The following is an 18,470-nucleotide window of genomic DNA, read 5'->3' on the forward strand; positions in this document are numbered from 1 at the left end:
CTGATCTCGGTCCTCGACGACAGGATCGTCCGCCAGGGGGTGAGCGGAGGCGCGCGGATGAGTGCGGGACGGATCATCATCCATCTGGTGATCAAGTCGGCCCGTATCCGTTCTCGATGGAGCCATCTATCAACTTCAGCGGTTGTTCCGCCTGGAGCATCGAATGGGGCGGTCGTTTTGCACGCTGCGCGTTGCGGGCCCAGCCCGCCGGATCTGCAAATCATTCATGGACGTGGACGTAAACCGTGCCGATAAGCGAGCCCTATGTCAATTGAGGAAAAGGGTAGCAGCATCGAATCGGGATATCCGCAGATGGTCTCAGTCGCGCCGGCCCTGGGGGCGGGGCCGCGCCTGACGGTTCATCCTACAGACGCCCGACGTCGCCTCATAGAAGGCAGCGGCAAATGCGAAGCTGGCGAGTCGATCGAGGCCTCGGAATGGCTGTGCCTGCCAAACCAATCCGGACGAGGCCTCATCTTGAGGTCTGATCCGAGATTGGGAGAAGCGGCCTCAGTGTTTCGCGTTCGCGAATCCGTGACAAGACTTCATTCGCCCTGCAAAGACGAAACAACTGACATCGGATTGAAATCACTTTCCAGCAACCTCGAAGTCAGGGAAACGGCATTGCCGACGTAGTGTTTCCGACCCTTCTAACCTGGAGAGCCAGCAGACGTCGCGAGAGAGACGGAAGACGCCGACGTCGTCGCCGAAGCGATGGCGAAGCCCGACAGCGAAGGAGCCAGCAGGCGCGAGCGAAGGCGGGCGAAGCCGAAGAAGCGGGCGTCTTCCAGACTCGGCGACAAGGAAGCCCGCGAGGCCGTGCAGGAATTCGAGAGGAAGCCGACGCCGCGAAGACGCGGCGCGGGCAAAGCAGCGTGAGAAGCGGAAGAGAGCGATCAAGGCGCAGGCGGCGATGGACAAGGGTCGGCGTGAGCACGAGGCGAAGGCGAGGGCCATCGAGGCCGAGCGCGCGGCATTGCACGAGCGCACCGAGGCCGAAAGAGAGGCGCTGGGAGAAGGGGAGGGAAAACGTGGAGGCGGCTCTGCGCCGCGCACGAGAATAACTGGCGGCGTAACGGGAGTTCACTCCGCCTCAGGTATGAGTCCCTTGCCGCCGCACTTAATGCAGCCGCCCGGAAACATCCTGCGGCCGGGTTCGGCCTCGTGCACAGGCTGATGGCCGATGCTGCCGCAGGCGTCGCACTTGACCTCTGCAGGCCCGCTCTTCCTCATGCTTCGCCGAAGGCGGAGAAGAGCGTCGAAGGCGGGCTGGTGCGCGGTGGCGGCCGCGGCCGGGCGCGCGCTACGTCTGCCCCGATTGCGACGACGATCCGCTGCGCGATCCCGCCGCTCGGACGTGGGTGGACAGCCCGTTGCGCCGGCCGGCGAAATAGCGGTCAAGGAAAAATCAGCATGGACTGGTCCCGGCCTCGCAAAGCCAGGACCGGAGTGCGGTCCTATACTCGGTAAGGCAGATCAGGACACTCCGGAGTGAGTGCCTCTTTCGAGCAATCGTTATTCTCTGTTAGCGGTCGTAACATCTGGCGGCCTCCGGGCCCCATCTCCAGCCTCGGTATCCCGGAGCGCAGGCGGCCTCGCCATCTGTAACAGCGTTGGTGGGGCCGCTGCTGTGCGAGCGCCCGCAGGAGCCGCTGCGCGAGGACGCATGTGATGAAGTTAAAGAGGCCGCCAACTGAGGCGGCCTCATCCAGGCGCTTTCAGTTGAGCAGACGATCGTGACTTCGCCGGCGCCCGTTCCTCCGCTGCGGCAGCCCGCCGATCGGACCAGGCGGCGCCGCGAACGCCGTGAACGTCGTCGAGAGGCGCGCGAACGGGCGATCCGACACGGAAGCGACCCCGCCCAGCGGATAGCTCGGCGGGGCCCGCCTGCTTTTCCGGGCGCCAGGGCTGAAAGGATGAACCAGCCCGGTTGGCCAGCTCAGTCTATGCCGGTGAAATGGGAAAGACGACTGCCCAAAGGGGGCACTCCCTTGGAGGCTCCAAAAAGTGTCATTTGTTTTTTTACGCCTATGGTGCAACCTGGTCCGTGCCGGGATTTTGCTAGTTCCTCCCGGGACTTGGAACTTATATTCGAAGGAAATTTCAATGCCATCTTCTATTGAGCAGATTGTTTCTATCTACGTTCGGTTGAGGAATCGGACTGCGTTGGAGGACATGCGCATGCATCGGCGCCGGCTGCTAGCTGATGTCCAAAGCAGGACGGGAGTCGATCCAAGGGAATCGGTTCGGGTTCTGCAGCAGGACGTCGAGCTGATCGAAGCAGGGCTGATGCAGATCGGTCAGGATTGATCGGCAACGGGTCGAGCGCTCGACCCCGGTTCGAGTCTTGGCACCATTACAGGAAGGCGCCCCAGCCGGGGGCTCCCGCTAGGGACTGTCAGTTCTCCGGCACGACCATTTGGATAGAAGTGCCAGCCGCCTCAAGATTGAACATCAACAGTGCGGGCACGGTATGGCGACAGTTTGCGGAAAGCTAATCTAGGTTGTGGCGCTTAGGCGATTGCGCCATTCGGCAACCGCACATAAGTCCCGCTTTCGTGCAGCTCGAGCCGTCCTTGCTCCACGGCATGCTTGATGCCGGCGCCGAACTCACTGCCAGTGCCGCCGAGCGTGAACAAGAACGGGGCATGATCCTCTCGATGTAGATGCGGCCGTCCTGGACCGGCGGGGTGCTTGCGGCGAGCTGGACGAGCCGGCGCGCAGCGGCTGCCGGATCTGCACACGGGCGTTCCTCGACGTGCTTCATGCTGCAGCCTGATCTTCCTTCACGCCCCGGGCGACGATCCGGAGCGTCCCGTCCGGCAACGGTCGCTGCAGCTTGAGGTCCTCGTCGGCCGGTGCGGTTAGCCAGATTTTGACCTCGTCGGGCGTCGTCAGGATCACCGGCATGCCGTTCCGATGAACGGCGCCCACTTCGGTGTTGGCTTAACGGCGAACACTGGGAGCTGTTCGGCCCAGTTCTGGAGGTAGCGGGGCCTGCGGGCTAGGCTGCCGTGCTCTTAGGATTCAGTCGGCGGCCGGTTGTGCTGTCACTTTTTCCGACGTCGTCGGTGCTAAAGCCGGATCGGAATGCCGACAATATCGAACCTGGTCGCGACATTTGCAGAGAACGCTGTGCGGGTGACGCCCAGTGGCATCTTTCAGGGCCGAGACGCCATTCGCGGGAGTTTCCGCGACGCTCTCAAGCTCGGATTGCATGACTATTCGGTTCAAAGAACCATCTCGCGTTCCTCAGGCGCTTTCGTTTTCAACGCGGGAACGTGGCAGGCCAAGGTAGGAGATTGGTCGTTCCACGGCTACTACTCGTCCATCCTTACTAGCGAAGGCGGGCAGCCGAAGATTGTCGAAGAGACGGTTGCAGTCGCCGCGCCCTGAACGTCTCATGGTGATCGTGCAGAAGCGGGAACTGCAACTTTCTGCTTCTGGCCCATTTGCGGACTTTCCTCGCTGCGGCGCTAACGCCCGATAAGCGCCCTTAACGGCTCTAGGGCCGAAACCCAGGTGGCATTATTCGCCAAAAACCGCCCTGCGGGCAGTAAGCGCGAGCGCCTTTTTCAATGTCATCGGCGGCTACGCCCACGTTTTCCTCAAACAGAACCGCCGGAAACAGCTTTCCGTGGACGAGCTTGATCATATCGCCACGTAGAATCTGTTCGCCGGCGTACCCTAACATGACAGACATGATCCCTCGCGAGGCGGACGTCGATGCCGAACGAGCTTGTCGACCTGATGAGCTCGGTGCGAGCTTATCTCGAAGCGGAAAAGTTTTCTAATACCCGAAAGAGGTACGCCACTGACTGGGCGGACTTCACGACCGTTACCGCGCGATCAAGGACCTGAGCTTGTTGACGGCGCGGATGGCGAAGCCCAGCGGATGCGGATTGTTCAGACGAAGGAAGGCGACTTTCTTCACGTAGCCTTCGACATGCCATCTGGCGTGTGCACCGCGATAAAACACGGAGGTACCTCTTTCGAGTCTTGCGACAAAGTAGCCTCTTCACATTCGTTACGGAAATCTGACTTTGCGGTCTTGGAAACTTGGCAACTGGTAACGCCGGGATGATCCTTTCAGTTCGGGGTGACATGATGCCGCTCGCGCTTATTGAAACCAGTCATTGCAATGTGGATCTTAAACCATCGCCGATCGAGCCATCCTGGATCATTGAAGGCAATCCGGAAGCCCGCGCCTGCACGCTGTCGATCAGCACGGATCGTGCGGCCCGCACCCTGATCTGGTCCTGCACCGAAGGCAAGTTCAACTGGTACTACGATGTCGATGAGACCATCGTGATCCTCGAAGGATCGATCATGCTCGAGTACGACGGCATGCCGCCGAAGCGCTACAACGTTGGTGACGTAATCTTTTTCCGCAACGGTTCCCACGCCAAATGGCATGTCGAGGGTTATGTGAAAAAGGTGGCCTTCTTCCGTACGACCAATCCGTTGGGGCTCGGTTTGGCCGTCCGCGCGGTCAACAAGCTCAGGTCCTTGATCTCGCGGCGCCTTCATCCTGCTGCCCCACGAGAGGTAAGCGTCCCCGCCGCCTGACCGATCAATTTTTCGGTCAGGCGAAGAACGAACCGCACGCGCGGCAGCATTGAGGTCGGCGATGACCTTCGGACTTGATTGTCGTCCAAACGAGACACTCTTGCAATCATTGCTTTGCTCGCAATTAAATCCAGACCCGGCGCTGCCGACCGTTGCCCTAGGGATTAACGAAAGCAGCAAGCCGGCGATTTGCTCGCGCTCGCTGCGCCGTGATCGCCCTCGCCTATGTCGAATAGCTTGATTGCCTGTGAAGTAGTTTACATCCCTTGGCTCTTGGCGCGGGCTAGTGTGAAGCAAGGTTCTTACATCGACGGAGGCCTCCGATGCTTGCAGAAATCAAGTGGAACTCCCGACGTAGTACTCGCGAATGGGTAATGATCGCTATGGCGCGCGTCATTCGCGCACAGGCAAACCTGCGGAGCGGCGAAGGCAAGCAAAGGCAGCCACTCTGGAAGCACTTCGACGACAGCCATCATTGGGATGCAACCGCGGAAGAATGGGTTCCCAACCTGGACCGCTGATAGTGCAATGCATGCGCCTTTCACAGGCCGCCTGTCCGTTGCATTCCGCGGATGCGTTATCGTGTCTAGCCAACAATGACCCACAGACGGTTGATGTTAGCCATCCGCATTCTCAAGCATGACGTCAGTACGCTTTTCGCTCCATATCTCTGAGGCGCGCTTGGAGAAAGCCGCTTGCATGGTCATATTGTGCTCCGCCGCCTGCGATAGACGTTGCGGCGCCTCGCATTTGCGCCACCGCCGGACTCGTGGGCTGGTGTCCGCCTGAGGTTTGGACCGTCTTGGTCGGCAACTTCCGTTCCGGGGCAGAATGTGAAGAACTCGACCTGAGCAAATCCAGTCCGCAGTAAGCGGACTTCAACGGGCGGCGCGGCCACTTCGCTGATGGGCCAAAAGGTGACATGCGGGATATTGTTTTATCAACAGCAGGCCCCGCTTCTTATCCGTGGCCTCGAACAAGCACCTCGTCCTTGCGGACGAGGATGGCTAATTGGAAAAAGTGCGTTGCACGGACCGCCCAACCGGGCGCTATGGCCTATCCCGGAAGTTGGCACTGGTCCGACCGAGACCGATATGCTCTGATGCGAGGGAGCGTATGGCGCGTGGTGGCCCCATGTACATGGTCATTCGCAAGTACACGAAGGTTCGTTCGGTAGCGGACGCAGCTCGTCGCGCCAAGAGCGGCGTCGGTGAGATCCTGAGGCAATCGCACGGATTTAGATCTTACTATGTGCTGGATGCGGGCGACGGCGTCGGCATCGCCGTGATGATATTCGATGACCGCGAAAGCGCCAACGCAGCGAACGCCAAGATACTGGCGTTTGTTCAGGCAAGTTTGCATGACCTCGATCTTGGGGTTCCCGAGATAATCAGCGGCGAGCTTTTGGTGGACATAGAGCCTGATGGATCTTCCGGCATAAAGTAGCGTCGCCAGTTTCATGGCGGGTGCTGCCCTTGCTCATGTCATCGATCTGATGTCCACCCTCGCGTTTGCGACAATCGCGCCCTGAACATACGCGTGCCGCCGCTTAGGAATATTCGACCGCGGGGGCCTTTCGAGGAGCAGCAACGACATGAAGCAACACACCTTCGAAGCATTTTCCATGACGGCGATCTGCGGGACATCGCCCGTGCTCATGGGCACCGCGAAACCACCAAGAGATCCTGATGAAGAGGAGGAAGATGAGGAGGACGAAGACGACGACGGGGAAGATGACGCTGACGAACCGGCGGTCGTGCGCGAGCCGGACGAAGACTAGATTGACGCGTGTTCGGAAATCGGCGCTATAATATGCCCCATGAGCTGGGATGCGAAAGACATAGGGCTCCTCACCAAGGATCTGGTCCGCAGGACAGCTTTCGCTTCCTCGCGTTTTTACACAGCCAGGGTCACAAGCGGAGATCTATGTCGGTTCGGTTGGTCCGCTGTTCGGGGTGGACCGGCGGTGACAGGCAGAAGTTTGCATCGACGTGAATGACCCCCGGCGGACTTAGCGTCGCTGTTCTGATCAACATGTTGGAAGCACGGCGGCGGCTTGATCGACGCCTTGATTATTCCAGTCATCACGTGCCTATGACGTGCTGTTGCTGCTGATGATGATTGGAGGGCGGGCCGATCGTTGGGCCTAAAGACGGCATTGCAAGCAGCGGAGTTGCGTCGGGCAGGTGAGGGCAGGTTATTGAACTCGGAGTTCTAACGTAAACACCTTGAGGAACACCGAAGACGGCTTTGAACAGCCTCCTCAGCGGACGATGCCCTGCGGAACGATTCCGATACCGTGGTACGCCGTGAGCCGCACGATGTCGGCGACCTGCTTCGTCGTCCTCGGCTTCAGCACGGCAAACGTCGAGCCTGTGGAGAGCTGGCGTTGATCCGTCGTGTAGGTAGCCATCCGCTCTGGGTCGTCAACGACGCCTCCGTCGCCGACAAGGTCGCGAAAGGCCCGAACGTGTACTGACAGGGACATGCTCAGCTCCCGATTGGCATCGTGGGTAAATGCTGACGAGCACCGATCTGAGTGAGACGTTTGGCGATTGCTCATGACGCTGTGGCGGTCAACTCGCGGGTATCGCCAATAGTTACTTCGACGTTTGGCGCGCGCTTCTCTTCTATCCTGAGATCACCGCTGGCCGCCGACAAGCCGCAATACAACGCCGATTTCATCGAGCTGACGGCAAAGCTCCGCAAGGACATTGATTGCTCGAAGTTGGGTGAGGGGCATTGTCCGACCGTCAGGCGGCTCCGCTTTCCGTCCTTGATACATGGCCCCGGATGATGAGCTGACCCGTCTTGTCGCGAGTAAACCTCTGGTCGGCAGGCACGAACGTCGTCGTCGTGGGTTCCTCGACGAGCGCCGGGCCCGGAATCAACGATCCGATCGGGAGTCGGTTTCGATCGTAAACGTTGCAGGCGATCCAACCATTCTTTCTTGCAAGGAAGACGAAGCGTTGGCCCTTGAGGGCGTGGTCAAGCGTGTCTTGCTGGTTACCCTGAACGTTCGGCAGGGCGATCACGTCGCTGAGCACTTCGGTCTGCAAATGAAGCGTCGTGATCTCGGCTGTTGCGGTCATCAGCGCGAATGAGAAAGCCTTCCGATGGGCGGCATGGAAGTCGGACAAAAAGTCTTCGGCACCGTCGCCGGAAATGGCCACGGGGACGCTATGCTCCTGGCCACGATATCGCATCTCGACATAGCGACGGAATTTCAATTTGGCCGCACTGGTTCCGGCGAAATACTCGAGGGCCTCCTGTTCGAGCTCCGCAAACAATTGCGAGACGGAATTCATGTCGTGTTCGCTAACCGTCTTCAACACCGTACGCCTGATATCGGCGCGCGGCCGCGCGGCAAGCATTCCCCAGGCCGAAAAAATGCCGGGATGCGTGGGAATCACGGTCCGTTTGACATTCAGTTCTCGCCCGAGGCTGGCAGCCAGCAACGGTCCCGCGCCTCCGGATACGATCAACACGAGGTCGCGCGGATCGTGTCCGCGCTGTATCGTGATCAGCTTCAGTGCGTTGATCATAGACTCTTCGGCCACCTTGACGATCGCCAGCGCGGCCAGTTCGACGGAGAGCTTCATCGGCAGGGAGACACGGGTGATCGCCGCACGCGCGCGCTCGACGTCGAGCGGCATGCGGCCCTCCGCGAAGGTGAGCGGGTCCAAGATTCCGAGCGCCAGCTTGGCGTCTGTCACAGTCGGATCGACGCCACCTCTGCCGTAACAGGCAGGCCCAGGGCTGGATCCCGCGCTTTGCGGGCCGACCCGCAGCCTGCCGCTCGGGTCGAGCCAGGCTATCGAGCCCCCGCCGGCGCCGACCTCGACGATATCAACGACCGGGACTTGAATGGTGTAACCAGGAGAGCTTCGTGTCTTCTCGAGGCGATATTCTGCATCGACCTTGGGCTGTCCCGCCTTGATCAGGGAGCATTTCGCGGTCGTACCGCCGACGTCCAGATATAGAACGTCGGTTTCGCCGATTTCCGATCCGATACGCGCCGCGCCGGCCACGCCGCCGGATGGACCGGATTCGACCAGCGTGAGCGCGGCCGTTACCACCTGTTCGAAGCTTGCGATGCCGCCGTTCGACTGCATCGCATAGTAGGAGCAATTTATTCCCTTGCGTCGCAGTGCGACATCGAGGTTGTCGAAATAGCCTCTGATGATGGGCTGAACGTAGGCATTGAGCACGGCCGTGTTGGATCGTTCGTATTCCCGCCATTGCCGTGAGATTTCGTGACTGGCGCAGACCGATACCCCAGGCAGCTCCATGCGCAGCAGTTCTGCGCATTGCTTCTCGTGGGCGGGATTGGCGTAGCTATGAAGAAAGATGATCGCGACGGCGGCGACGTCCTGCTCTCGGCATTGCCGGGCGCAGCGCGCGACATCTTTCTCGTCCAGGGCGTGCAGGACCTGCCCCGACGCGCTCATGCGTTCTCTCACTTCGAACCGCAGCTGACGCGGGACGAAGGGCGCCGGAGTCCTGGCGCGCAAATTATAGAGATCGGGGCGGTTGCCCCTGCCGATTTCAAGCACGTCACGGAAACCAGCCGTCGTGATCAGCGCGGTCTTGACACCTTTGCGTTCGGTGATGGCGTTGATGACGGTCGTGCCGCCGTGCACGAAGAAGCCGACGCCGCCAACGCCCAATCCGGATTGTTCGGCCATAGCGATGGTGTCGAGAACCCCGACCGACTGGTCATCGACGGTTGTCAGGCTCTTCGAGAAGACGACGGCGCCGCTGGCGTCGTCATATGCGATCAGGTCGGTAAAAGTGCCGCCTACATCCGTGGCAACGCGAATCATGCCGAGCACCCCTGGCCAAGCGTCATAACCGTCTTCCGTAAATGCGCTGCGCGTCCTCCCGGGAGATCAGCCCACTCTCGACATCGGCTGTCACCCTTGCGGGGGCCCGGTCCGATGGCGCTCCCCAACCGCCGCCGCCGCCCGTCACGATCTTGATACGGTCGCCTTGGCCAACGGGCCTGGCCGGCGATCGTCCGAGCTTCAAGACGTTTCCATCGGCCTTCACGATTTCGAGGTAATTCACCGATCCGCACGCGCCGCCATCCATCGACCATGGTGGCGTGACCGTTCGCCCAAAGCCGCAATAGACCTCGGCGCGCTCGGCCAGTACCCGATACTCCCTCACCAGGCCGTATCCGCCGCGAAACAGGCCGGCACCGGCGCCGCCCTCGACGTTGAAACCGTAGCGCTCGACCAGCAGCGGAAACTTGGCTTCGATCAGTTCGACGGAGTAGTTGTAGGTATCGCCGTCGGTCAGCGCGATCAGCGCATTGGCGCCGTCGCTGTCGTGACAGGCACCCCAGCCCCCGTGCTCGGGCTCGATATGAACGAACAATTCGCCGGTTTCATCATGCCCGGCGATGTAGGTGACGCAGAGGCTGGTATAGGAGCCGGCGGAAAATCGTTCGGGCAGGATCGGCGCCAGCGCCTTCCAGACCAGCTCGGAGGCATGCACCGACCCCTCATAGTACCAGCCGGTGGGGGACGGCCGCTCGGCGGTGAACAGCGTGCCTTGCGGGGCCAGGATCGATAGTGGGCGGAACCAACCTTCGTTCGATGGTTCGTAGGGCGCGACCAGGGCCTTGAAGACGGTCTTCACTGCGGAGTGCAGCGCGCCGCGGGCGCAATTGATCGGACCGGCGCACGCCGCGGGGCAGCCCGTGAAGTCGACCTCCATGGCGTCGCCGGCGATACGGACTGCAACCTTGACCTCGATGGGAAGCGGATCGACTCCGTCGCCGTCGATCACGTCGGTGGCGATGTACTTGCCATCCGGCAACGATCGGATGACGTCCCGGACTCTGTTCTCGGAATCCCGCAGCAGCTGATCGAATGAAGCGAGCAGTGCGTCGGCGCCGTATCGGCCGACCACTTCCTGCAGCCGCTGATCGGCGATTCGGACGGTCGCGAGTTGGGCATGGAGGTCGCCGATGGCCATGTCGGGAAGCCGGACATTCTCGCGGATGATTTCGACGATGCTGTCGACCAATTGATCTCTTTCGGCGATCTTCACGCAAGGCAGCCGCAGCCCCTCCTGAAAGATCGAGGTCGCATCCGGCGGCAGGCTGCCCGGAATCGCGCCGCCGACGTCCAGCCAATGCGCGACGTTGATGGCAAACGCGATCAGTCGGGCCTCAGCGAACACCGGACGCACGATCGCGAAATCACAGGCATGGGTGCCGCCGCGAAAAGGATCGTTGGTGACGATCACATCGCCGGGAAAGATCGATGCGCCGAACCGGTCGATGACGCTTCGAATTTGCGCGCCGAACGTACCGGTGAACAGCGTAATGCCATTGGTCTGAGCGATGAGCTCGCCGTGCGCATTGCAGATGCCGCAGGCGAAATCCAGCACCTCGTAGATCACCGGGCTCATGCTGGTCTTGGTCATCACGATTGCCATTTCGTCGACGATCGAGAGCAGCTTGCCCTGGATGATTTCGTGGGTGACCGGATCGAACGACGCGACGGACTCGCTGGTTTCAATGGCCAAGATGCATCACTTTCGATCTTGTGCAGCCGTGCCGTGCGGTCGCACCAGATTGTCGACCCAGGCCTCGGCGATGTGGGGGTGGCCGAGCTCACCGTTGCGGGCGAGCAGAAGTTCGAGCACCCGCGGCGGCGTCAGCGGCAGTTCCTGGACACGCTTTCCGGTCGCGTTGGCCACCGCGCAGGCGACGGTCGCGCCGACGTTCAGGATCGGCACCTCGCCGGCACCTTTGGTGCCGAGCGGTCCGACCGACGGCGCGCCTTCGTACAGGCTGATCTCGACCGGCACGACGTCGAGCGCCAGCGGCAGGCGGTAGGTCTCGAAGCCGTTCTGGCAGACGCGGCCATTTGTGCCGATCGTGACCTCTTCGTGCAAGGCATAGCCGAGGCCTTGCACGACGCCGCCCTGGATCTGGCCATGGATCGCGCGCGGATTCAGTGCGCGGCCGACATCCTGCACGACGCGATAGTTCAGCACCTCCACCTGTCCGGTCTCGGGATCGACCGCGACATCGCAGTCATGGACCGCGAAGACGGGGATATCGATCGCGTCGATGAAGTGGCCGGCGACGCAACCGGGCATCGCCGGCACGCCGGCGCCCGTGAAGGCACCAGTGCCGGAAACCGGCCCGAACCGGGCCTGCGCACGGGTTGCGACTTCAGCGATCGCGTGGCCGGAGCCGGGCGCGCCGGCGATCTCGATCCGCCCCTGGCGCATCACGAGGTCTTCGGGCGCAGCTTCAATCATCTCCGAGGCGACCTTCAGCAGCTTGGTTCGCACCTCCTGCGCGGCCGAAAGGCTCGCCGCGCCGAGCGAGACCGTGGTACGGCCGCCGCCGACGCCGGCGTCGTAGCCGGCCGCGTCGGTATCGGCCGCGCGCACCACGACGTCATCGGGATTGAGGCCGAGCGTGCCGGCGACGATCTGGGGTAGGCTCTGCATCATCGAGCCGGAACCGATCTCGACCCCCGATGTCACGAGCGTGGCCGTCCCGTCGGCGTTCATGTTGATTGTCGCGGCCGAAGGGCCGACGAACACGAACCATGTGCCGACCGTGGTGGCGCGGCCGAACAATCGGCCGTCGGCCAGTTTGCGGGACGGCGCGGCCGCTTCGCGCAGCGTATCCATCCGATCGAGCATCGGACCGAGCACGTTGCCTTCGAATACCTGGCCGGTGGCGCCGAGGTCGCCGTCGCCGAGCACGTTGTGTCGGCGGAAGGCGAGGGGATCCATGCCAATCCGCGCTGCGATCTCGTCGGTATGTCGCTCGAGTGCGAAGGTGCAGTAGACACCGTTGCAGCAGCGGAAGGCGCCGTTCGGCGCTGTGTTGGTGTAGACCGCGCGCGAGACCAGGCGCGTCGTCCCAAGCCGGTAGTTTCCGCCGAGCGTATGGGCGGTCATGGTGGTCAGGAAGATCTGCTCGCCGCCATAGGCGCCGCAATCCATCAGGACGACCGCCTCGCGTCCGACGATTTCGCCGGCGCGCGTCACCGCCGAGCGAATACGAATATCGGCGTTCTCGCGGAACAGGCAGGTCAGCATCTCCTCTTCGCGCGAGTTGACCAGCCGCACTGGTTGTCCGCTGGCGCGCGCGAGCAGGGCTGCGAATGGCTCGATTGCGAGATCGAATTTGAGGCCGAAGGCGCCGCCCACCGGCGGCACCGTGACCCGGACCCGCGACGGGGCGACGCCGAGGATGCGCGCGGTCGCATTGCGGATGGTCCAGGGCACCTGGGTCGAGGTCTCGATATGGAACCGCCCGTCTTCATAGGTCGCGACGACCGCGCGCGGCTCGAAAGCGACATGGTTCTGGCGGCCAACGCGAAAATTGCTCTCGACGATCTCGACGTCAGGCCGTGCGAAGGCGGCATCGACATCGCCCCGGACCACCGTTGCCTCCCAGGCCACGTTGCCTTCGCGCGCGCCGCCCTCGAACAGCACCTCGTAGTTCGGCCAGTCGGGATGAACCAGCGGTGCCGCCGCTGCGAGGGACTCCGCCATGGTGAGCACGGCCGGCAGCGGCGCGATTTCGACGTCGATCGCAGCAAGTGCGGCTTGTGCCTGTGTGAGCGTATCGGCGGCGATGGCCGCCAGCGGCTCGCCGTCATAGCGGATCACGTCGCGGGCAAACAGCGGGTGATCGGCGATGCCGATCCCGATCTTGCCGGGGGCATCCGCCGCGGTGATGATCGCGCGCACGCCAGGCATGCACGCGGCGCGCGACGTGTCGAGGCGGACGATGCGCCCCGAGGCCACATTGGCGCGCAGCACGGCCGCGTGCAGCATCCCGGGCAGGTAGCGGTCCATGGTGTAGCGTGTGCGGCCGCGCAGCTTGTCACGCGCGTCGCGGCGGCGGAAATCCATGGTGGCTGAGATGTCGGACATGGGCGGCCCTCGGTCATTTCACGGCAAGCGCGGACAGCGTGGCGTCGACGATGCGCTCATATCCGGTGCAACGGCAGATGTTGCCGCTCAGCGCCGCGCGGATCTCGTCGCGCGTGGCCTCGGGTGAGGTCGCCAGAAGATGTGTCAGGGTCACGACCATGCCCGGGAAGCACATGCCGCATTGGACCGCATCACAGGCTTCGAGCGCGGCCTGGATTGCGGTCAGCGTACCGCCGCTGCCAAGGCCCTCGACGGTTCGGATATCGGAACCCTGAGCGAGCGCTACTGGCATCAGACACGATGGGGTCGGCTTGTCGTTGACCAGCACCATGCAGGCACCGCAAAAGCCTTCGCGGCACACCGGCTTGGCGCCGGTGAGATGGAATTCCTCGCGCAGGACGTCGACCAGTGGCGTCACGGGATCGGCGACAGAGGCGCGGTGGTCACCGTTGACGGTCAGGGTCAGAACCATGTTCACCTCCAGCAATCTCGTTCAGGTGCCAAGCGCCGCGGCAGTCGCGCGCCGGATGAGACCGGGCAGCACGCTGACGCGATACCAAGGGGGAACCTCGACGCTGTCGCGGCCGGCGAATTCGCCAGCCAGGTCTGCCGCGATATCCGCGGCCTGTGCGGGGTCGAGTGCGCGGCCAAGCAGAGCCGTTTCGAGCCGTTCCCAGCGACGTGCGACCGTCTCGACGGAACCGATCGCGATCCGCGCTGCCCGTACGTGGTTGGTCGTATCGACATCAAGGGAGAGGCTCACGATGGCAACCGGATAGTCGCCAGCTTTGCGCAGCGGCAGGCGCGCATGTGCAGACTTGGCGCGGGACCGCGGTACCACGACCTTGGTGAGCAGCCGGCCTGGCGCCAATGTCGATCGCTGCTTCAAGAACGTATCGAGTCTCATGCGTTCGCGGCCGCTCCGGCTTGAGACTTCAGTCTGGGCGTCGAGGCAGAGCAGGGCGGGCACGCAATCCGCCGCGGAAAAGTCCGATGTCGCAAGATTGCCGCCGATCGTCGCCAGCCCCCGGATCGCCGGGTTCGCGGAGCGGCCCGCCGCCGCCGCGAGCACTGTGAACTCGGGCAGATCGGCCAAAGCTGACGCCAGCGCGGCGTGCGTGACTGCTGCACCGATTTCGATCGTATCGGCGCCGATTCGGATCTCGGTCAGTTCGGGAATTTTCCCGATCGCGACATAGCGGGCCTTGAGCAGTTGGTGCCGGATCGGCGCGCGCATGATCCAGGTGCCCCCGGCAAAGGCCGCGCCCTCCGGGCCGTAGTCGCCCAGCGCATCGAGGGCCGTAGCCAATGACGGTGCGATATAGAACATTCCCGTCGCATCGCCTTGCGTGAGAGCCCCAGTCGTCATTGGCGTCGCTCCAGGCGCAGGCGATCGAGCAGCACACCGATGATGACGATGGCGCCGAGCACGACCATCTGGATGTAACCGTCGATGCGCGCGAGATTCATGCCGTTGGACAGCACAGTGATGAACAGGGCGCCGAGCACGGCGGTGCCGACCCCGCCGCGTCCGCCTGCCAGGCTCGTTCCACCAACCACGGCGCCGGCGATGGCCTGCAATGACAACGAGCCGCCGAGATTCGGCTCTCCCGAGCCGGTGCGCGCGGTCATCATGATCGCGCCGAGCGCGGCGAGCGTCGAACACAGCACATAAGTCGCGATCAGGACCCGCTTGACCGGCAAGCCGGCGACCGCCGCGGCGCGTGGGTTGGTTCCGATGATGTAGAGCGAGCGGCCGAACACCGTGCGGCCGAGCATCAGGTGCAGCACCAAGCCAATGGCCAGCGTGATGACGATTGCTGCCGGGATGCCAAAAATACTGCCGCCGTATAAGGCCTGCGAGAACAGTTTCGGTACGCCCTGGACCGGACGACCAGCGGACAGGGTGGTCGCGACGCCGATAGCGATGTTGTAGCTGCCGAGCGTCGCAACGAAGGGGCTGACGCCGAGCAGCGCGATGACCACGCCATTGAACAGGCCGCAGGCGATGCCGAGGCCGAAGCCGGCGCCGAGCCCGGCGAGCAGCACGGTGAACGGATCATGGCCGGTTGCTGTGGCACCGGCCATCGCCAGCGCGGTGCCGACGCTGACCATTGAAACGGCCGGGCCAAGGGCGAGATCGAAGCCGCGGGTGAGGATCACCACGGTCTGCGCCATGGCAAACAGCGCCAGATAGCTGGTCTGCTGTGCGATATTGAGCAGATTGGCCGGCGAGAGCACGCTGTGGTCGACGGCAGCGAAGCCGAGCAGCAGCACAACCAGCGCAATCGGCAGCACCGCGCGCCAGAGCCATTCGCGGTGAAACGACCTCTTGCGGATGGTCTGCTCGGTTGTGACAGACAATTCCAGGTCAGACACGGATCTTGCTCCGTCGGCTCAGTTCATCCAGCGCCACGGCTGCCACCATGATCATGCCAAGGAAGACCGGTTGCAGGCGGGAGTCGACATGCAGCAGGTTGAGCGCGTTGCCGAGGATGGTCAGGAACAGCGCGCTGACTGCCACGATCTCGACGCGACCGACGCCGCCGCGCAACGAGACCCCGCCTATCACAGCGGCTGCGATCGACTGCAACATCATACGGTCGCCGCCAAAGCTGGCCTGGCCGGAGCCGACCTGCGCGGTAAGCAGGATTCCGGTCAGGGCCGCGAGCAGGCCGGACACGACATAGGTGCCGACGATGTGGCGCTGGATCGACACGCCGGAAACCACGGCTGCATCGACATTGCCGCCGATCGCGTAGACATAGCGGCCGAACAGGGTGCGCCGCTGGACGAATATGATCGCGGCAATGACCGCGAGGGCGACATAGACGGCGGTCGGCAGGCCAAGCAACTGAGCGCGCCCAAATCCCTTCACGAAGCTGTCGGGCATGCCGTAGACAGGGATGCCGCTCGTGATCATGAGACCGACGCCGGCGGTCGCAGACATCGTGCCGAGCGTCACCACGAAACCGGAAACCTTCAGCTTCGCGACGCAGAAGCCGTTGACGAGCCCGACCGCCAGCCCGCAGCCAAGCCCCGCGGCAACGCCGCTGGCGATGATCAGGGCGGAGTTGCCGGGAAACGCCGCAGTCGTGGCCGCCATGGTCTTGGCGGTCACCACGCTCGCCAGCGCGACCACCGCGCCGACCGATAGATCGAAGCCGCCCGCGACGATCACCAGTGCCTGGCCGCAGGCTACAATGGCCAGCAGCGAGGCGTTGCGAAGGATGTTGAGGATGTTGATCAGGCCGTAGAACTGGGGATCGATGGCCGCCATGCCCGCGACGAGCGCGACCAGCAGAGCTGGCAGAAATCCGATTCGTCCAACCAATGATCGACCGAGGCCCATTGATCTCCGAGGCGCGCTGGCGGTCACGACGGTGCTCATGCCACCTCCGCCAGGAGATGTTCACGAAAGAAGCCCGCCAACACGTTCTGCTCGGTCTTCTCGGTGCCCGACAGCTCTGCGGCGATGCGGCCGTGATGCATGACGTAGAGCCGGTTCGACAGCGCCAGCACTTCCGGCAGTTCCGACGACACGACGATGACTGCGGCGCCGGTCCCGACCAAGCGCTTCATGAATTCGTAGACCTCGAGCTTGGCGCCGACGTCGATACCGACGCTCGGTTCGTCGAACAGGAACACGCTGAGCTCGCGCGTCAGCGCGCGGCCGAGCATCACTTTCTGACGGTTGCCGCCGGACAACATGCCGGCGGGCCGCTCGATATTGGGCGGCCTGAGCTGCAACTGCTCCATGACACCCTTGATCGCGATACGCTCTGCGGCCTGCCGGAGCACGCCGAAGCCGGCGAAGGCGGGCAGGTCGAGCGCGGTCATCGACGCGTTCTCGCGGATCGGACGCGACAGCGCGAGACCTTCGACGATCCGATTGGCCGGGAAATAAGCCATGCCGCGCTTCAGGCTGCGCCGGGGGGCCGGGAATTCATAAGGCCGGCCGTCGATCCTGACGGTGCCGGAGGCGATCGGCTCGATCCCGTAGATCGCCCGGATCAGCTCCGATTTGCCGCAGCCGACGAGGCCGGCAATGCCGGTGATCTCGCCGGCACGGGCGTGAAAGTTCACATCGCGCACGCTGCCGTCGGCCGAGGTGAGGTTCTCGACGTCGACCATCACCTTATCCGGCTTGTGCGTGATGGTCGGAAACAGCAGGTCGATCTTGCGGCCGGTCATCAGCTCGACCAGCTCGCTGTCGGTCGAGGTCGCGGCATCGAGCGTGCGGATGTGGCGGCCATCGCGCAGCACGGTCACGCGGTCGGCAAGTGCGCGGATCTCGCGCATGCGATGCGAGACGTAGATCAGCCCGATATTCTGGCTTTTCAGGCGAGCGATCAGCTCGAACAGCCGGCCGGTCTCGCGCTCGGTCAGTGACGCCGTCGGCTCGTCGAGGATCAGGAGCCGCACGCGGCCGAGCAGGGCCTTGGCGATCTCGGCCATCTGCTGGTGCGCACGCGAGAGGTCGTCGACCCGCTGCGAGGGATCGAGATCGAAGCCGAGCTCATCGATCAGCGCGGCTGCGCGCTTGCGCATCTCGCGCGCATGCAATACGCCGCCGCGCGTGATCTCGCGGCCGAGGAACAGGTTCTCTTCCACCGTGAGGCTTGGAACCAGCGAGAACTCCTGGAACACCGGACTGATGCCGATTGCACGTGCCCGCTGCGGCGTCAGGTGGCTGATGTCCTCGCCGCCGAATTGGAAGGTGCCCTCGTCGGGCGGGAACGTCCCCGACACTACGTTGATCAGAGTCGATTTGCCGGCGCCGTTCTCGCCGAACAGCACATGCAACTCGCCGGCATGGACATCGAGATCGACCCGGTCGAGCGCGCGGACACCGGTGAATCGCTTCGAGATGCCGCGCAAGGCGAGCAACGGTCCGGCCGGCTTGGGGGCGGTGTCGACGTCCATCTGGTCTCCGCACGCATTGGATGAAGGAAGCGGGAGCGCAGGTCTCCCGCCCC

At 63.1% G+C, this 18,470-nt stretch carries 16 protein-coding genes and 1 pseudogene; 5 read left to right on the top strand and 12 right to left on the bottom strand.

The genetic code is table 11. From position 1 onward, the window contains the following. Positions 1-2,513 precede the first annotated feature (2,513 nt). Together I3J27_RS39080 and I3J27_RS14115 are read right to left on the bottom strand one after the other, a co-directional pair. A complete protein-coding gene (locus I3J27_RS39080) occupies positions 2,514-2,639 on the bottom strand; it encodes a hypothetical protein (protein WP_306417060.1) in 126 nt (41 codons plus the stop codon). Between the two features lie 124 nt (positions 2,640-2,763). Beyond that, a pseudogene (locus I3J27_RS14115) lies at positions 2,764-2,943 on the bottom strand (SOS response-associated peptidase); the annotation flags it as partial. Positions 2,944-3,090: 147 nt separating this feature from the next. On the opposite strand from I3J27_RS14115, the gene I3J27_RS14120 reads away from it, so the two are divergent. Then, positions 3,091-3,396: a Cif family virulence factor gene (locus I3J27_RS14120; RefSeq protein WP_270170171.1), complete on the top strand. Its 306-nt coding sequence runs from the start codon at positions 3,091-3,093 to the stop codon at positions 3,394-3,396. Positions 3,397-3,838: 442 nt separating this feature from the next. On the opposite strand, the gene I3J27_RS14125 is transcribed toward I3J27_RS14120, so the two are convergent. Next, positions 3,839-3,979 (bottom strand): hypothetical protein, encoded by a 141-nt coding sequence (locus I3J27_RS14125; protein WP_270170173.1) that lies wholly within the window; start codon positions 3,977-3,979, stop codon positions 3,839-3,841. Between the two features lie 128 nt (positions 3,980-4,107). Between I3J27_RS14125 and I3J27_RS14130 the strand changes: the two genes are divergently transcribed. The 4 genes from I3J27_RS14130 to I3J27_RS14145 all read left to right on the top strand — a co-directional run bounded on the left by I3J27_RS14130 (position 4,108) and on the right by I3J27_RS14145 (position 6,349). Continuing rightward, positions 4,108-4,569, top strand: a complete 462-nt coding sequence (locus tag I3J27_RS14130; protein ID WP_270172753.1) for a cupin domain-containing protein — start codon at positions 4,108-4,110, stop codon at positions 4,567-4,569. 323 nt (positions 4,570-4,892) lie between these two features. Next, on the top strand, positions 4,893-5,090 hold the full coding sequence (locus tag I3J27_RS14135) for a hypothetical protein (protein ID WP_270170175.1): 198 nt from the start codon (positions 4,893-4,895) through the stop codon (positions 5,088-5,090). Between the two features lie 613 nt (positions 5,091-5,703). Then, positions 5,704-6,015: a hypothetical protein gene (locus I3J27_RS14140; protein WP_270170177.1), complete on the top strand. Its 312-nt coding sequence runs from the start codon at positions 5,704-5,706 to the stop codon at positions 6,013-6,015. Positions 6,016-6,163: 148 nt separating this feature from the next. After that, a complete protein-coding gene (locus tag I3J27_RS14145) occupies positions 6,164-6,349 on the top strand; it encodes a hypothetical protein (RefSeq protein ID WP_270170179.1) in 186 nt (61 codons plus the stop codon). A gap of 483 nt (positions 6,350-6,832) precedes the next feature. Here the strand turns inward: I3J27_RS14145 and I3J27_RS14150 are convergent, their stop codons facing one another. From I3J27_RS14150 to I3J27_RS14190, 9 genes are all read right to left on the bottom strand, one after another. Further along, entirely contained in the window at positions 6,833-7,057 is a 225-nt protein-coding gene (locus I3J27_RS14150; RefSeq protein WP_270170181.1) for a hypothetical protein, read from the bottom strand. 265 nt (positions 7,058-7,322) lie between these two features. Beyond that, positions 7,323-9,395, bottom strand: coding sequence for a hydantoinase/oxoprolinase family protein (locus I3J27_RS14155; protein ID WP_270170183.1), 2,073 nt, complete (start codon positions 9,393-9,395; stop codon positions 7,323-7,325). 22 nt (positions 9,396-9,417) lie between these two features. Next, positions 9,418-11,109 carry a hydantoinase B/oxoprolinase family protein gene (locus I3J27_RS14160; RefSeq protein WP_270170185.1) on the bottom strand — a complete coding sequence of 564 codons (1,692 nt, stop codon included), beginning with the start codon at positions 11,107-11,109 and terminating at the stop codon, positions 9,418-9,420. A gap of 6 nt (positions 11,110-11,115) precedes the next feature. Further along, positions 11,116-13,491, bottom strand: a complete 2,376-nt coding sequence (locus I3J27_RS14165) for a xanthine dehydrogenase family protein molybdopterin-binding subunit (protein WP_270170187.1) — start codon at positions 13,489-13,491, stop codon at positions 11,116-11,118. A gap of 13 nt (positions 13,492-13,504) precedes the next feature. Next, the gene (locus tag I3J27_RS14170) at positions 13,505-13,963 is read right to left on the bottom strand and encodes a (2Fe-2S)-binding protein (RefSeq protein ID WP_270170189.1); all 459 of its coding nucleotides are present in this window, start codon (positions 13,961-13,963) and stop codon (positions 13,505-13,507) included. 21 nt (positions 13,964-13,984) lie between these two features. After that, positions 13,985-14,821, bottom strand: a complete 837-nt coding sequence (locus tag I3J27_RS14175; protein WP_270170191.1) for an FAD binding domain-containing protein — start codon at positions 14,819-14,821, stop codon at positions 13,985-13,987. A 35-nt stretch (positions 14,822-14,856) separates the two neighbouring features. Beyond that, positions 14,857-15,870: an ABC transporter permease gene (locus I3J27_RS14180; protein WP_270170193.1), complete on the bottom strand. Its 1,014-nt coding sequence runs from the start codon at positions 15,868-15,870 to the stop codon at positions 14,857-14,859. Next, positions 15,863-16,882, bottom strand: coding sequence for an ABC transporter permease (locus I3J27_RS14185; RefSeq protein ID WP_270170195.1), 1,020 nt, complete (start codon positions 16,880-16,882; stop codon positions 15,863-15,865). Before I3J27_RS14185 ends, I3J27_RS14180 begins: the two co-directional genes overlap by 8 nt. Next, positions 16,879-18,417: a sugar ABC transporter ATP-binding protein gene (locus I3J27_RS14190; RefSeq protein WP_270170197.1), complete on the bottom strand. Its 1,539-nt coding sequence runs from the start codon at positions 18,415-18,417 to the stop codon at positions 16,879-16,881. The genes I3J27_RS14185 and I3J27_RS14190 overlap by 4 nt, the downstream gene beginning before the upstream one ends. Positions 18,418-18,470 lie beyond the last annotated feature (53 nt).

The organism is Bradyrhizobium xenonodulans (assembly GCF_027594865.1).
GTDB classification, from domain to species: domain Bacteria; phylum Pseudomonadota; class Alphaproteobacteria; order Rhizobiales; family Xanthobacteraceae; genus Bradyrhizobium; species Bradyrhizobium xenonodulans.

Bases quoted from the DNA above. Each gene is read 5' to 3' on its own strand.
- I3J27_RS14120 (WP_270170171.1), top strand. From the start codon at position 3,091: ATGCCGACAATATCGAACCTGGTCGCGACATTTGCAGAGAACGCTGTG.
- I3J27_RS14190 (WP_270170197.1), bottom strand. From the start codon at position 18,417: ATGGACGTCGACACCGCCCCCAAGCCGGCCGGACCGTTGCTCGCCTTG.
- I3J27_RS14175 (WP_270170191.1), bottom strand. From the start codon at position 14,821: ATGTTCTATATCGCACCGTCATTGGCTACGGCCCTCGATGCGCTGGGC.
- I3J27_RS14135 (WP_270170175.1), top strand. From the start codon at position 4,893: ATGCTTGCAGAAATCAAGTGGAACTCCCGACGTAGTACTCGCGAATGG.
- I3J27_RS14145 (WP_270170179.1), top strand. From the start codon at position 6,164: ATGAAGCAACACACCTTCGAAGCATTTTCCATGACGGCGATCTGCGGG.
- I3J27_RS14170 (WP_270170189.1), bottom strand. From the start codon at position 13,963: ATGGTTCTGACCCTGACCGTCAACGGTGACCACCGCGCCTCTGTCGCC.
- I3J27_RS14130 (WP_270172753.1), top strand. From the start codon at position 4,108: ATGCCGCTCGCGCTTATTGAAACCAGTCATTGCAATGTGGATCTTAAA.
- I3J27_RS14140 (WP_270170177.1), top strand. From the start codon at position 5,704: ATGTACATGGTCATTCGCAAGTACACGAAGGTTCGTTCGGTAGCGGAC.
- I3J27_RS14155 (WP_270170183.1), bottom strand. From the start codon at position 9,395: ATGATTCGCGTTGCCACGGATGTAGGCGGCACTTTTACCGACCTGATC.
- I3J27_RS14165 (WP_270170187.1), bottom strand. From the start codon at position 13,491: ATGTCCGACATCTCAGCCACCATGGATTTCCGCCGCCGCGACGCGCGT.
- I3J27_RS14150 (WP_270170181.1), bottom strand. From the start codon at position 7,057: ATGTCCCTGTCAGTACACGTTCGGGCCTTTCGCGACCTTGTCGGCGAC.
- I3J27_RS14185 (WP_270170195.1), bottom strand. From the start codon at position 16,882: ATGAGCACCGTCGTGACCGCCAGCGCGCCTCGGAGATCAATGGGCCTC.